This is a genomic window from Microbulbifer maximicatervae (SeqCode) (genome assembly GCF_052467325.1).
Map to the genome: position 1 here is coordinate 2676759 of NZ_CP174310.1, position 14471 is coordinate 2691229.

The 14471-nt window shown below is 49.9% G+C and carries 11 protein-coding genes; 3 read left to right on the top strand and 8 right to left on the bottom strand.

The annotated features are described in order from the left end of the window. Positions 1-377: 377 nt before the first annotated feature. The 6 genes from pyk to edd form a co-directional block, all read right to left on the bottom strand. Positions 378-1814 carry a pyruvate kinase gene (gene pyk / locus ACJJIE_RS12070; protein WP_282931530.1) on the bottom strand — a complete coding sequence of 479 codons (1437 nt, stop codon included), beginning with the start codon at positions 1812-1814 and terminating at the stop codon, positions 378-380. 117 nt (positions 1815-1931) lie between these two features. After that, positions 1932-2966 (bottom strand): type I glyceraldehyde-3-phosphate dehydrogenase, encoded by a 1035-nt coding sequence (gene gap / locus ACJJIE_RS12075; RefSeq protein WP_444891845.1) that lies wholly within the window; start codon positions 2964-2966, stop codon positions 1932-1934. A 73-nt stretch (positions 2967-3039) separates the two neighbouring features. Further along, on the bottom strand, positions 3040-3666 hold the full coding sequence (eda, locus tag ACJJIE_RS12080; RefSeq protein ID WP_282931528.1) for a bifunctional 4-hydroxy-2-oxoglutarate aldolase/2-dehydro-3-deoxy-phosphogluconate aldolase: 627 nt from the start codon (positions 3664-3666) through the stop codon (positions 3040-3042). A 21-nt stretch (positions 3667-3687) separates the two neighbouring features. Beyond that, entirely contained in the window at positions 3688-4398 is a 711-nt protein-coding gene (pgl, locus tag ACJJIE_RS12085; RefSeq protein WP_444891846.1) for a 6-phosphogluconolactonase, read from the bottom strand. A gap of 69 nt (positions 4399-4467) precedes the next feature. Further along, on the bottom strand, positions 4468-5928 hold the full coding sequence (gene zwf / locus ACJJIE_RS12090; RefSeq protein ID WP_444891847.1) for a glucose-6-phosphate dehydrogenase: 1461 nt from the start codon (positions 5926-5928) through the stop codon (positions 4468-4470). Positions 5929-5981: 53 nt separating this feature from the next. Next, entirely contained in the window at positions 5982-7799 is a 1818-nt protein-coding gene (edd, locus tag ACJJIE_RS12095) for a phosphogluconate dehydratase (RefSeq protein ID WP_444891848.1), read from the bottom strand. Positions 7800-8623: 824 nt separating this feature from the next. On the opposite strand from edd, the gene ACJJIE_RS12100 reads away from it, so the two are divergent. Further along, complete coding sequence (locus ACJJIE_RS12100) at positions 8624-9667, top strand: LacI family DNA-binding transcriptional regulator (RefSeq protein ID WP_444891849.1); 1044 nt, start codon at positions 8624-8626, stop codon at positions 9665-9667. 29 nt (positions 9668-9696) lie between these two features. On the opposite strand, the gene nagA is transcribed toward ACJJIE_RS12100, so the two are convergent. Together nagA and nagB-II are read right to left on the bottom strand one after the other, a co-directional pair. Continuing rightward, entirely contained in the window at positions 9697-10827 is a 1131-nt protein-coding gene (gene nagA / locus ACJJIE_RS12105) for an N-acetylglucosamine-6-phosphate deacetylase (protein ID WP_444891850.1), read from the bottom strand. Between the two features lie 32 nt (positions 10828-10859). Further along, positions 10860-11858, bottom strand: coding sequence for a glucosamine-6-phosphate deaminase NagB-II (gene nagB-II / locus ACJJIE_RS12110; RefSeq protein WP_444891851.1), 999 nt, complete (start codon positions 11856-11858; stop codon positions 10860-10862). Between the two features lie 266 nt (positions 11859-12124). Here nagB-II and ACJJIE_RS12115 point away from each other — a divergent pair, with 266 nt between their 5' ends. Further along, the gene (locus ACJJIE_RS12115; RefSeq protein WP_444891852.1) at positions 12125-12991 is read left to right on the top strand and encodes a DUF6279 family lipoprotein; all 867 of its coding nucleotides are present in this window, start codon (positions 12125-12127) and stop codon (positions 12989-12991) included. Between the two features lie 191 nt (positions 12992-13182). Continuing rightward, positions 13183-14457, top strand: coding sequence for an aspartate aminotransferase type Ic (locus tag ACJJIE_RS12120; RefSeq protein WP_444891853.1), 1275 nt, complete (start codon positions 13183-13185; stop codon positions 14455-14457). The last annotated feature ends 14 nt before the right edge of the window (positions 14458-14471 follow it).

The following is a 14471-nucleotide window of genomic DNA, read 5'->3' on the forward strand; positions in this document are numbered from 1 at the left end:
AAGTGTTTGCCGATTTATTTTTAATAGATGGGAGAAATGGCACGATCGTATTGGAATCGTATTCCTGTTCACCGTAGCTTCGTATAAAAACAATCCACTTAATTCCATTAGTGATGGCCAATTTTTATCGTTGAATATCAGCGTACAATTACTAATAGCTATCAGCTGTTAAATAAAGTTGGGCGAGTAACGACACAGGGCCTTCAAACTTGTGACATAAATCACAAGAGTACGCCTACCATAAAATCGACCTTAGGGCTAAAACACTTTGCCGCGAATAGGATCAGAGGTGAGAAAGGTGGTAACTATAGAAAGGAAAGGGGCTTAACTGGCCCAGGGTCCTATCTGTAAGAAACCTGGGCCGCATATCAGAAACCTTATTCGATCTCTTTAATCCGCATAGAGTTGGTATGCCCACCCATATTCAGGCGTTCCCCCTGGGTGATCAGCACTCGCTGTCCCTTTTGCAAGTCGATTCGAGAGTTTAAGACCTCGATAACCGCTTCGGTTAAATGCCCTAGGGGAACAGAAGCTGGATCAAAGCTCACCGTCTCTACACCTCTGAGCAGCACTAGCTGACGAGCAATTCGAGGGTGCCGGGTCAATGCATAAATCGGCAGGCGGGTATTTGCACGAGACATCATTCGCGGCGTACGGCCCGACTCAGTCAGTGCGGCCACGGCACAGAGGTTTTCCACTCGCGTTGCTACGTCAATCGCCGCCTGGGCAATTACTGTGTCGATCAACGGCGAGGAACCCTGGTCATTTTCAGTGTATGGAACACTGCCCAAATACTGTTCAGCACCAATAATTACATCGCTCATGGATTCCACAGCGGCAACCGGATAATCACCCGCTGCAGTTTCCGCAGACAGCATAACTGCGTCAGTACCATCCAGCACCGCATTGGCAACATCCATTACTTCTGCGCGTGTAGGAGTCGGGCTGGTAATCATCGACTCCATCATTTGTGTCGCCGTGATTACGCCACGATTGAGAGCATTTGCGCGGTTGATCAGTTTTTTCTGCACCCCGACCAAAGCGGGATCACCGATCTCTACACCCAAGTCACCGCGAGCTACCATGATCGCATCGGAAGCCAGAATCAGGCTGTCCATTTGCTCATCGTCGGCAACGGCTTCCGCCCTTTCAACTTTGGCGACGATCGCCGCTTGGCTGCCAGCCTCTGCCATGGCCTTACGGGCAGTATCCAGGTCTTCTGCGCAGCGAGGGAAACTGACCGCAAGAAAGTCCACTTCGAGATCTGCCGCCAGCTTGATATCCCGGTAGTCCTTTTCTGTCAGTGCGGGTGCAGACAGGCCGCCGCCCAACAAGTTAATGCCCTTATTGTTCGACAGCTTACCGCCTTGTAAAACTCGACAGTAAAGTTTGCTGGGAGTCGTTCCGGTTACTTCCAGGCGAATCTTGCCATCATCTAACAACAGGATATTGCCGGACTGGCAATCGCTAATCAGGCTGGGATAGTCCACACCTACACGATGTTCATCTCCTCCTTCAACCGGGCAATCCAGGTCGAGGGTAAATTCATCATTGTTTTCCAGCTGCACGCTGCCTTTGGCAAAGCGGGCAATACGGATTTTAGGCCCCTGTAAATCCCCCAATACCGCAACAATTTTCCCCTGTGCTTCGGCGGCGTTGCGCACTTCAGTGACACGGCGACGGTGATCTTCTGCCGATCCGTGGGAAAAGTTCAGGCGCACTACATTCACCCCAGCACGAATCATTTCGTCGATTACGCGCGGTTTATCTGTACCTGGGCCCAGGGTTGCTACGATTTTTGTATGGCGAATCATAAGATCCCGTCATCTAATAAATTGAAAAGAAGGTTCAGAGGGCTATCAAACAGGAATTCTATGTCCATTTAATGGCCCTCAGTAATTGAATTACCAAAATATGGTGAATGAGGGGAGTTAAGCAGACTCTGCAACCGGCTGATTCAGTTGGAGAGTCTCAGCCATGGCCAGACTGGTATCCAGCATGCGGTGGGAGAAGCCCCACTCGTTATCATACCAGGCCATTACTTTAACCAGGTTTCCATTCACGCGTGTGTGGTTGGCATCAAAGTGACTGGATGCACTGGTGTGGTTGAAGTCCACAGAAACCAGGGGCTGATCGCAGTAGGTCAGAACACCTCCGCTCGCCTGAGCAGCTTCTTGCATGATCTGATTCACTTCTTCAGCGGTAGTGTCGCGGCCGGCAATAAACTGGCAGTCCACCAGAGATACATTGCTTACCGGTACACGGACAGCCATACCATCGAGGCGCCCTTTCAGTTCAGGTAATACCAGACCCACTGCTGCAGCTGCACCAGTTTTGGTTGGGATCATATTGTCCGCTGCGGCACGTGCCCGGTAAATATCTGCGTGTACAGCATCCTGGGTATTCTGGTCGTTGGTGTAGGCGTGTACCGTGGTCATAAAGCCACGCTCAATACCCAATTCACGATGCAGCGCTTGAGCCACTGGCGCCAAGCAGTTGGTAGTGCAGGACGCGTTGGAAACTACACGGTGATCGCTAGTGAGGTTGCTGTCATTCACACCATAAACAACGGTGAGGTCCGCATCTTTTGATGGAGCTGAAATCAGTACTGCAGCAGCGCCGGCTTCAATGTGAGCTGAAGCGGAAGCGCGGTCGGTAAAGCGGCCAGTACACTCCAGCACCAAATCTACTCCCAGTTGCTTCCAAGGCAATTTGGATGGGTCCCGCTCCTGGCAAACCTGAACTCGATCACCACCGATAACCAGTGCATCACCGTCGACTTTGACGTCTGTACCAAATCGACCATGAATAGTATCGAACCGTGTCAGGTGAGCATTAGAAGCTACCGGGGCGAGATCATTAATTGCAACCAGTTGAACACGATCGCTGTAGCCTGACTCATAAATGGCTCGGGTGACATTTCTACCGATACGACCGTAACCATTGATGGCAATTTTAATTTTCATCTCGCTTTACCCTCTTTATATGCTATTGGTATTCCAAGCAGCACCCACTCAAGGGTGCTCCATACCGAGTGTTTTATTTCAATTCAGAAGCTTGTTTTGCCAGGCGAGTAATTTCAGCCCAGTTTTGTTCACGGACCAGAGCATTACTCGCCATCCAGGAACCGCCGACACAAACCACATTGTCCAATGCCAGGAAATCAGGGGCATTTTGCGGGCCTATGCCTCCGGTGGGGCAAAAGCGAACGTCCTGCAGCGGGCCACCAATAGATTTCAGCATTGGTACTCCACCTGCTGCCTGCGCGGGGAAAAATTTCTGGTATCGATAGCCTCGCTCAAATAAGCGCATAACTTCTGAAACGCTAGCAGCACCGGGCAGCAGAGGTACTTCACTGCCTTCTGCCGCTTCCAGCAAACGATCGGTTGCGCCAGGGCTCACCATAAAGCTGGCACCGGCATCGATAGAACGACGCAGATCATCACCATTGAGCACGGTGCCGGTTCCAACATGGGCTTCCGGCAAGTGTTTTGCAATTTGTTCAACAACTTCCAGGGCTGCCTCAGTGCGCAGGGTAACTTCAAGTACCTTCAGGCCACCTTCAATCAAAGCACCGGCAAGAGGGAGGGCGTCTTCAACTTTATCTACAACCAGTACTGGGACAACGCCAGCCACCTGCAAAATCTCGGCGATATTTTTCTGCATCAGTTAATTCCAAATCTTTCGTTAAGGTGCCCAGTAGACAGTGACTGGTTTTAGCCCCTGCTTGAGGATACTGCGCACCGGCATTTCTGACTCATCACTGCCGAGCAATGCCTCGCGATAAACTTTTAGTTTTTCTTCACCAGTGATCAACAACTTGATATTGCGCGATTGCACAATTGCGCTCAGGGTTAAAGTCATACGCTCTGTATTGGAGCCGGTAACTTCACTTTGATTGGCAATAATTGCACTGCACAACTTTTCTGATTCAGGATTTAGTGCATCCTGTAAGCCCTGCGCATGGGGAAAAAGTGATGCGGTGTGGCCGTCACTACCCATACCCAGCAGACAAACATCAAACGGCTTTTGCAGCTCGCTGTAAGCGCGCTCACAAGCTTCTTCACCTTCTGCGGCCGTTGTATGTGAGTTTTTCATTCCTAGAAAATTGGCTTTAGCGCCATAGTTCTGCAAGAGTGATTTCTCAATAAATGCTGCATTACTACCGCTGTGGCTTTTTTCCACCCAGCGCTCATCAACGAGAGCTGCTGTAATTTGTGACCACGGAAGTGGACGTCTGGATAACTCACGATAAACCGGCTCCGGCGTACTGCCACCCGATACCAGGAAGTTTGCGTGACCGTTTTCTTTAATACCTTTTTGCAATTCGCTGGCGCAGTCGTGGGCTAGGGCCTGGACAAGACGCTCGCGATCTTGGAAAAACTTTTCTTCAGCCATGGATCATTCCATTTGTCTTCATGGAAACGGTCGTAATGTCGTAGAGACTTACGCCCGTTTCTCAGGTTATTACTGCGCGTTAAACCAGTGACGGTCACTGCGTGACAACAATTTGTCTGCCTCTTCCGGCCCCCAGCTACCTGCGGGATAGGGCTGAGGCTGATTTTCAGTTTCGCGCCAGTGGTCAATAATTGGATCAACCCAAGCCCAGGCAGCGGCAACCTCGTCACGGTGGATAAACAGCGCGGGGTTATTTGCTGCTGCATCCAGCATCAGGCGCTTATAAGCATCGCTACGGAAGCTGTCATAAGTATCTGAGAGGGTTAAATTTAATTCAGCTGGTTGCAGCTCGGTGGTGAGGCTGTCCATTTTTTTCGCCATCAAAACCAGCTTGATACTCTCTTCAGGCTGTAGTCGGATGACCAAACGATTGGGGACAATTTTTCCGGCAGATTCTTCGTATACATGGTGAGATACGTTTTTGTACTGAACCACAATTTCAGCACAACGCTTTTCCATACGCTTGCCGGTGCGCAGGTAAAAGGGTACCCCGGCCCAACGCCAGCTATCGATATGTGCACGAATTGCAACAAAGGTTTCGGTTAAGCTGGTTCCACCGTCAAGTTCATCGAGGTAACCAGGTACCTCACTGCCATTGATTTCACCGGCGACATATTGGCCGCGCACCACATTCTCATCGACCAAATTGCCGGTGAGCGGACGCAATGCTTCCAGTACCTTAATTTTTTCTGCACGGATATTCTTCGCCGACATACTGTTGGGAGATTCCATAGCGATAAGGCATAGCAGTTGCAGCAGGTGGTTTTGCACCATATCCCGCATAGCACCAGTTTCATCATAAAAACCCGCACGCCCTTCAAGACCTACGGTTTCTGAAATACTGATCTGGATATGATCAATAGTTTTTGCATCCCAAAGATGCTCAAACAGTACATTGCTAAAACGCAGTGCAAGAAGGTTTTGGACAGTTTCCTTACCGAGATAGTGATCGATACGGAAGATACTATCTTCCGGGAAGTAACTGGCAATTTTACTGTTAATTTCATCAGAGGTTTGGGCGTTATAACCCAGCGGTTTTTCCACAACAACTCTGGAATTTTCAGTAATCAGTCCTTTTAAGGAGAGGTTTTCACAGCAGGGGCCAAATACTGCCGGCGGAATTGCCAGGTAGAAGATGCGAACCCGTTCAGGGTCAGTACCGAGAATTTCTGCCAAGTGATCCCACTGGGCGTCCGGTACGGCGATATCCAATGTGACGGGGCAAAGCAATTGGCTAAATTGGTCCCAGCTCGAAGCACAGTACTCGCCCTCACGAAGATACTTTTGCAGAGCCTGGTGGGCTGTTTCGATATATTGATCAATATCTGATTGACGGCGGCACACCGGAAGGATGCGACAGCCTTCAATCAAGCTGCCCTCTCTAAATGCTCGGTAAAGTGCCGGTAGCAACTTGCGTAGTGCAAGGTCTCCGCCTCCACCAAATAACACCATATCAAAAGGGTTAATCATAAATTTTGCTCTGAGATCGTTCTTGTCTCGGAGCCTTACTGGCTCCGCAATAATCAATAAAGAATGCTTGCACCGGTCTCTGCACCGCTGGCAAGCCCGCGCATATTAGCGAATAGTTCACGGCCGGTACCACGGGCACTTGCTGAAAGATCACACTGAGCCGGTTCGCGAGCATTAAATTCAGCTTCGTCTACCAGTACGCGCAGAACGCCAGCCTCTGAATCAAGTTCAATCATGTCACCCTCTTGCACCTTGGCAATCGCACCGCCTTCTACGGCTTCCGGTGACATATGAATGGCAGCCGGCACTTTCCCTGATGCACCGGACATACGCCCGTCTGTGACTAGCGCCACTTTAAAGCCACGATCCTGTAGCACCCCCAACGTGGGAGTTAGCTTGTGCAGTTCCGGCATACCGTTGGCTCGAGGTCCCTGGAATCTCACTACAGCTACAAAGTCGCGCTCTAACTCACCAGCTTTGAAACGTTTAAGCAGGTCGTCCTGGTTATCCAGAACAATGGCGGGCGCCTTCACTTTGAGGTGCTCGGATTTAACCGCAGACACTTTGATTACACTGCGACCAAGGTTTCCTTCGAGAAGCTGCAAACCACCATGTTGGGAGAAAGGATCAGAGGCCGGACGAATTACCGTCGTATCGCCGCTCTCCTCTGGAGTTGGCTTCCACACTACCCCGGTTGCATCGCTATTCAGGAAGGGGTCCTCGCAGTAGGGTTCGAGTCCGGAATTACCGAGTACGGTATGAACATCATCGTGTAAAAGACCCGCTGAGCGAAGTTCGCGGATCAGGAATTGCATACCGCCAGCTGCAGCAAAATGATTGATATCAGCTGTGCCATTCGGGTACACATGACACAGCAGTGGCACCACTTCGGAGAGATCAGCCATGTCCTGCCAAGTCAACTGAATACCTGCTGCACGCGCCATCGCAATAAGGTGCAATGTGTGGTTTGTGGATCCACCGGTAGCGAGCAATCCCACCACTCCGTTGACGAATGCTTTTTCGGTAAGAATTTTAGCTACCGAAGTGTGCTCGCTCGGTTCAGTAATTTTTACCAATTGCGCCACAGCAGCTTCGTTTAATGCTGAGCGCAAATCGGTACCGGGGTTCACGAAGGAACTTCCGGGCAATTGCAGTCCCATAATTTCTACCAACATCTGGTTACTGTTGGCAGTGCCGTAAAAGGTGCAGGTGCCGGCACTGTGATAGGAAGCACTTTCGGCTTCCAATAGTTCAGAACGCCCTACTTTTCCTTCAGCATACAGCTGGCGAATCCGGACTTTCTCCGCATTCGACAAGCCGGTGGGCATTGGGCCCGCAGGTACAAAAATTGAAGGCAGGTGACCAAAAGACAGCGCACCGATAACCAGGCCAGGGACAATTTTGTCGCAGATGCCCAGGAATATGGCCCCTTCAAAAACATCGTGGGAGAGGGCGATCGCAGTGGACATAGCAATCACATCCCGTGAAAACAGGCTGAGCTCCATACCGGCACGCCCTTGGGTCACCCCATCGCACATTGCGGGCACGCCGCCGGCAACCTGAGCCGTAGCGCCATTGCGAGCAGCAGCCTCTTTCAATTGAGCGGGATAAGCACCATAGGGCTGGTGTGCAGACAGCATATCGTTATAGGCATTAACGATACCCAGATTCGGGCCACGCCCGGAGGCGATTAACTCTTTATCACTTTCCGGGGATGCGGCTATTGCATGGGCCAGGTTCCCGCAGGACACATGAGCCGCAGCCCGACCTTCAATATGCGCTTTCTCAACCTGCGCCAAATACTCTGCACGAGTTTCTTCGCTGCGCTTAATGATACGTTCGGTAACGGCCTGAACCTTGCTGTGAACCATGACTATTCCGTATTAACTCTGTTGAGGCGGTCTCCGCAGGCAAAAACCACCAGGGTCACATTTCAGTGGCATTTGCCACTTGTGATTGTCTTTCCGTGAAGGGCCTTTCGGCCGAATGGCTCCCACTTCAACCCTTTGGTTGTAGTGCCATTGAAGTCCCATTGCCCAATGGGAAATCTGAAACCTGAGGAACAAATTTGCTTCACAGGGCCAGAGGCAAATCACTCATCCCACGATTAAGCCCTTTGCAAGACTGCCTCTGGAACTTGTTAGGGAAACTCTGTTGTCAGGCAAAAATCTCTCTTCCGAGCCCTTTACCCGCCGTAGAACTGAATGTTAGTGATCCAACAATGCCGGAACCTCCTCCCCAGGGCAGTGGTAGAAGTTTCTTACGCCGACCTGAGCAATTCACTCAGCTTGTAGCCACTCAATCTTATTGACGTACATTATGTAGTTAAACTACAAGATTTTTCAAGAGCCACCACAAAGTCATTGAGGGTGGTCAGTATGGCGAAGGAGGGGATCACACTTTTCCGGCGTAAAAATCATTATTTAGTCGAAAAGCTGGAACTGAAAGGCGCATAATGGTCATTATATTGGGGTGCAATCTCTCATTTAATGTAGAATTTTTACAGATAGGTTACGGGATGTAGAGTCGGCTCGAAAGACAGGATAAAAAACTACAAAGCTTTTTTAGAAAAGAAAGACGTGTCAGTCATAAAACTTACAGCGGGCTTATAACTGTTAAAATCCCATCTCCTAACAATACTTACTTGTCGATACCCTCAGTTCCAAGTCATGGCTCAGATAGAACCAGTTGATGTATGAAAGTCACGATTAATGATGTTGCAGAATGCGCGGGCGTATCTATCAAAACCGTGTCCCGGGTGATCAATAATGAACCCTCTGTACGTGCTGCCACACGGCAAAAAGTGCTCGATGCGGTAAAAACCCTGAACTACACACCCAATCTCGCTGCACGGAACCTGGCGGGAACCCATACCTATTCCATCGCATTTATTTATGACAATCCTAATGCCTATTACGTTATCGACATGCAAAACGGCATATTGGAGGCTTGCAGATCCAAAGGATATGAACTGCTTATCCACCCATGCGATTCAAATTCCCCAGTTATCCTCAGCGATTTAAATAAACTAGTTGAGCACGGCAAGGTAGCCGGCCTAGTCCTGACCCCACCTTTCTCGGAGTCACCCGCTTTTCTCGAAACACTCAAATCCATGAATGTGGAGTTTGTGCGAATAGCTTCCTCTCGCATCAGCCATGAGATAGAAGAAAACTCCATACAAATCGATGACCGGCAAGCTGCTTTTAATATTACCCAGCACCTACTCTCCCTCGGACACAAACGCATCGCTTATTTGAGTGGAGGCGAGGAGCACCTCTCCACTTTAGAGCGCCAACAAGGTTACTGTCAGGCACTTGAAGGGGCGGGAATAACCGTAGACCGACAACTCATTATTGACGGTGAATATTCATTTGAATCTGGTGAAAGCAACGCAAAGAAGATCCTGCGCGGTGATAGTGTACCCTCGGCAATATTTGCCGCAAACGACGAAATTGCAGCGGGGGCTTTATTCGCTGCCCGTATGTTAGAGATTGATGTCCCTGGACAGGTTTCTATCGCCGGATTTGAGGACAGCCCATTCTCCCGGCAAACCTGGCCCAAACTCACTACTGCGTGCCAACCAAATAAGAAAATTGCACACTCCGCTGCAGAGTTATTGCTCAAGAGAATTCAAAGTAAAAGCGCAAAAGCAAATGGCTCTGCAGCAGAGGGTGAAATTCAACGCAGCTTCACCCCCGAGTTAATTATTCGGCAATCCACCGGACCCTCGCCGGAATAATTGCGTAAACTTACTCTAGGTGCTGAAAGTTAATGCCTCCGAAATACCTCGCGGCCTTGACTCCAAGTTCTACTCACCTGCAACCCTTCATCCAACAGAACCATGTCGGCACGGGCGCCCTCAGTAATTATTCCTGACCCCAAGCCAATAAATTGTGCCGGGTACAAACTTGCCATACGCAATGCTTCTTGCAATTCAACCCCGCACCAGTCGCAAATATTTCTCACCGCGCCGATCATATCCAAATGCGAGCCTGCCAACTCTCCAGTACTGGAGGTCAGCTTATCCCCCTCTCGCGTGACCACTCGATCAAACAGGGGGAAGCTGATTTCATCACTACCCACCAATGACATCGCATCGGTTACCAATAATAACTTGCCGCGAGGCTTTGCCTTTAAAGCCAACGCCATTGCGCCAGGACTCACGTGGTGCCCATCGGCAATCAACCCACACCAAGCGTCATCGCGAATCAGTGCCGTTCCCACCATACCCGGCTCACGGGAATGAAGTGGGGACATTGCGTTATATAGATGGGTAAATCCCGTTGCGCCGGCATCCAATGCGGCCTCAACCGTGTCAGCACACGCATTCGAATGCCCCAAGCAAACATGAACCCCCAGAGAAACTAACTTCCGGATGTCGGATACTGCAACACATTCTGGCGCCAGGGTAACCAACCGTATTCCCAGGTCCTCCCTGGCGTAGAGGGACAACTCGTCATCACTCAAATGACGAATAAAGCCCTGCTCATGGGTACCTTTTTTGGCCTCACTTAAATGCGGCCCTTCAAAATGTATACCGGTTACCCCAGGAACATCGCTGGAGATCGCTTCACTTACTGCATCGGCAGCCCGCTGCATCACGGGCAAACTATCTGTGATCAAGGTAGGCAGGAATGCACTGGTACCGAACTGGCGATGAGCTTCACTTATTTTTTGAAGAGCAGAAACAGTGGGGTCCTGATTGAACAGCACACCTCCTCCGCCATTGACCTGAATATCAATAAAACCTGGAACCAATAGACCCGGTAAACGTTCCGCGCTGGAACTCACACCTCCACCCACCGAAGAAATTATTCCACTGTCACCAACAGTGACGGCAATCTCCGAGAGAATACGCTCGCCATCAAAGAGCCTTTCAGCAATCAGGGTAACCCCCACTTTCCCCTCCCAAATACTATTCTCTGTTTTATTCAGACGGTCTGAGTGACCTTCTTTAAACCCACCGGCTCATCGGGATTAATCCCCCGACTTACCGCCACGTGGGCTACATCAATATAAAAGCGTTGCAAAAGTGCCAATGGGGCCACTCTAGGATGAACCCCCTTACTCGGCACATGCAAGTTAATCAGTGCCGCCCCTCGCCGCCGGATTTCATCAATCTGCTGACTGTGAGTGGGGAATGATTCATCTTCAATAGGAACGTTCACCACTGTCAACTTTCCCTCAACCAAGGTGACAGGGCCATGCAAGAATTCTGCACTGGAATATGATTCCGCATGAATATTGCACACTTCTTTTAACTTAAGTGCCAGCTCCCGGGTAATCCCATAACCCGGCCCTCGCCCCAATACCACTAGGTTTTGTACTGAGGCCAGATTCTCTGGTCGCAATTGAATTTCTGCCCGCACTGCGGCCTTGAGCGTTTCTGGCAACTTTTCCAATGCAGTACAAAGGGCAGTATCCTGTGTCCAGTTAGCAACCATCTGCAATATGGCGGACAAGGTTGCCAGATAACTCTTCGTAGCTGCCACCGCTTTTTCCGGGCCGGCTTTTAATGGGATAACCAAGTCGACCACATCTTTGATTGGCGCGTCTTCATCGTTAAGTAAAGCCACTGTATAAGCGCCTTGCTCTCTTGCCATGCGCGCTTGCGCCAGGATATCTGGACTTCTCCCGGACTGGGAAATAACGATAACCAGCGCATCATTAAGCTTTAACGTACGTCCATAGACACTGGAGACCGATGGCGCCGCAGCAAAAGTTGGGGTACCAGTTTCAATCTCTATCAGGTACTTGGCAAACACTCCTGCATGATCAGAAGATCCTCTCCCCACAATCATCACGAAGCGAGGAGGCGTCTGACGCAAGCGCTCCCCCAAGCAAGACATTATTGAGGCATTGGAATGCAGCTGTTGAGCAATCCTATCCGGCGCCTCACGAGCTTCAGCCTCCATAACCGTGGTAACCATAATACGACCCGTCTAACTCACTCAAAATACGGTCCCAGGCTCCTCACTGATACCGGGCCCCATCAATCAGTCTATGCCTAGCCGTACTCTCTCCTGGTTAATTGGCGTCAATAGTCTTCCTTGCTTGACTACAAATAACCAAGAACTCTCCAGCCAACAAAAAACCCTATATCTGTCGCAGGAGAATGGGTATTCGCTATATCTTTTTAATCTATGCTTAAGGCACCCCTGTCAGTCGCTGCCGATCAGAGCTATAGGAAGGATCAATGCCCCAAACCCCGGGCAGTTTCACCGCACAAAAGTGGCACCTAATCATTCTTTTGGTAGTGGCAAGCTTACTTAGCAGCTGCTCCAGCATCCAATTTGCCTATAACAACATCGACTATTGGATACGCTGGAAGCTTCACGATTATGTGGACTTGAATTCTCAGCAGGAACTGGAATTTCAAGGAGCCCTCAATAGTTTTTTTCACTGGCATCGGCAGACACAACTTCCCAAATATGCCAACTTTCTCACTCAACTGGCAGACAAAGTAGATCAGGGGCAGCTGGAAGATCCTCAGCTAGGTCCTGCTGAAGATGAGGTCCGCCACTTTATTAGCAGCGCCAGTAATAATGCGTTTAACCTGATACTTCCTATAGCGGCACAACTAACACCACAGCAAATTGACCGGCTACAACACAACCTGATAAAAAAGCAAAAGAAAACACTAGAAAAATGGCAGCGCTCACCCTGGAAAGTCCAACGTCGTCGCGACCGACAAATTCGCAAGGAGAGCAGGCGCTGGCTGGGAAGCTTGACCGATCAGCAGAAGCAGTTGATTGCAGCTTGGGTCAAGCAAGTAGAGTACAACCCGGTTCTACGCAATGAGCAACAGCAGATCTGGCAAAGTCATGCCATCGAGCTGCTACGGCAGAAGCCTGATAGATATCTTGAGAAATTGCGAAGTTTGCTGGAAAACCCCGAACAGCTGTGGACAGATGAATACCGCAAGGCCCAAGAGCAACGCAAAATCCAGGCCCGGGAATTAGGAGAGGAGATTTTATCCAGCACCAGCCCTACACAACGTCGCCACCTAAGTAAAACTCTACGGGACTACGCCCAGGACTTTCGCACCCTATCCAGTGAGTAAAGATCCCCTTATTTCAAAATATTATCGCAGGGACAACTAGTGGAGTAGTTGATCTAACCAATCAGAGACCTATCATAGTTGCTGACACTTAGATTCAATAGAAACTAATTTCCATTTGCGATTTCCTGCTGACGAAACCGCCTCTAGACTGATAAGCTCGCCAACTCAAGTTACCAGCCAGGGGAATCCAAGTGCATATTGAGTCCGCCACACAGGAACAGCTGATTGAGTGGGAACAGGAATTAAGCGGCCACTACGACAAAATCTGCCAACATGAGTTAAGCCTGGATATCACACGTGGAAAACCCTCGGCGGAGCAATTAAAACTTTCTGATAAACTTGATGGCATTCTTTCCGGTGATTATCGGGCGGCCGATGGTACAGACACTCGCAACTACGGTGGCTTAATCGGCCTGACTTGCGCAAGAGAGCTTGGAGCTGAAATGCTTCAGGTACCCGTCAATGAGGTTATCGCTGGGGGGAACAGCTCTCTCACGCTGATGTATCACGCCGTTGTCACTGGTTACCTTTTTGGCTTTGCAGGCAACACTCCTTGGCGCAAACTGAAAGCTCCCAAATTCCTCTGCCCTGTTCCCGGCTATGACCGCCACTTTACTATTTGTGAGCAACTGGGCATCGAAATGATAAATGTGCCCATGGGAGAGCATGGCCCCGACATAGAGCTTATTGAAAAGCTCGTGCGCCAAGATGAAGAAATTGTTGGTATCTGGTGCGTCCCCAAGTTTTCAAATCCGACAGGAGTCACTTACAGCAAGGAGACTGTAGAAAGGTTGGCGCAGCTGGGGCAAATTGCCGGCTCCGGCTTCCGAATATTCTGGGACAATGCCTACTCAGTGCATGACTTTGGCAGCTACGTGAACCTGCCGAATATTCGTACTGCGACCCTGGAAAATGATACCGCAGACTCCGTATTACAGTTTGCCTCAACTTCAAAGGTCTCTCACGCTGGTGCAGGGGTTGCATTCGTTAGTGCCAGCCAGGCAAACCTGGACTCCCTCAAGGCACAAATGCAGGCAATGACTATCGGGCCCGACAAAGTCAATCAACTGCGACATTCGCGATTTTTCACTGAACATACCAGTTTGACAGAACATATGCGTAAGCATGCAGATATTCTTCGCCCGAAGTTTGAGTGTGTTCTGGAGCACTTACACAATGCCCTAGCCGATGCAAATATGGGCAGCTGGGAAAAGCCCGCGGGGGGCTATTTTGTTTCCTTTAATACTCTTCCAGGTTGTGCAAAAGCAGTGGTAGAAATGGCAGCGGATGCTGGGGTAAAATTAACACCTGCCGGCGCAACCTTCCCTTATGGTAAGGACCCTAAGGACAGCAATATTCGAATTGCGCCCAGCTTCCCACCACTGGAAGAGCTGGATACGGCAATGTCTATTTTTGTTCTCTGTGTCAAACTGGTGAGCTTGCGTAAAAAGCTTGGCAAGATTTAACAAATCCAAATGCC

Bases quoted from the DNA above. Each gene is read 5' to 3' on its own strand.
- pyk (WP_282931530.1), bottom strand. From the start codon at position 1,814: ATGATTCGCCATACAAAAATCGTAGCAACCCTGGGCCCAGGTACAGAT.
- gap (WP_444891845.1), bottom strand. From the start codon at position 2,966: ATGAAAATTAAAATTGCCATCAATGGTTACGGTCGTATCGGTAGAAAT.
- eda (WP_282931528.1), bottom strand. From the start codon at position 3,666: ATGCAGAAAAATATCGCCGAGATTTTGCAGGTGGCTGGCGTTGTCCCA.
- pgl (WP_444891846.1), bottom strand. From the start codon at position 4,398: ATGGCTGAAGAAAAGTTTTTCCAAGATCGCGAGCGTCTTGTCCAGGCC.
- zwf (WP_444891847.1), bottom strand. From the start codon at position 5,928: ATGATTAACCCTTTTGATATGGTGTTATTTGGTGGAGGCGGAGACCTT.
- edd (WP_444891848.1), bottom strand. From the start codon at position 7,799: ATGGTTCACAGCAAGGTTCAGGCCGTTACCGAACGTATCATTAAGCGC.
- ACJJIE_RS12100 (WP_444891849.1), top strand. From the start codon at position 8,624: ATGAAAGTCACGATTAATGATGTTGCAGAATGCGCGGGCGTATCTATC.
- nagB-II (WP_444891851.1), bottom strand. From the start codon at position 11,858: ATGGTTACCACGGTTATGGAGGCTGAAGCTCGTGAGGCGCCGGATAGG.
- ACJJIE_RS12115 (WP_444891852.1), top strand. From the start codon at position 12,125: ATGCCCCAAACCCCGGGCAGTTTCACCGCACAAAAGTGGCACCTAATC.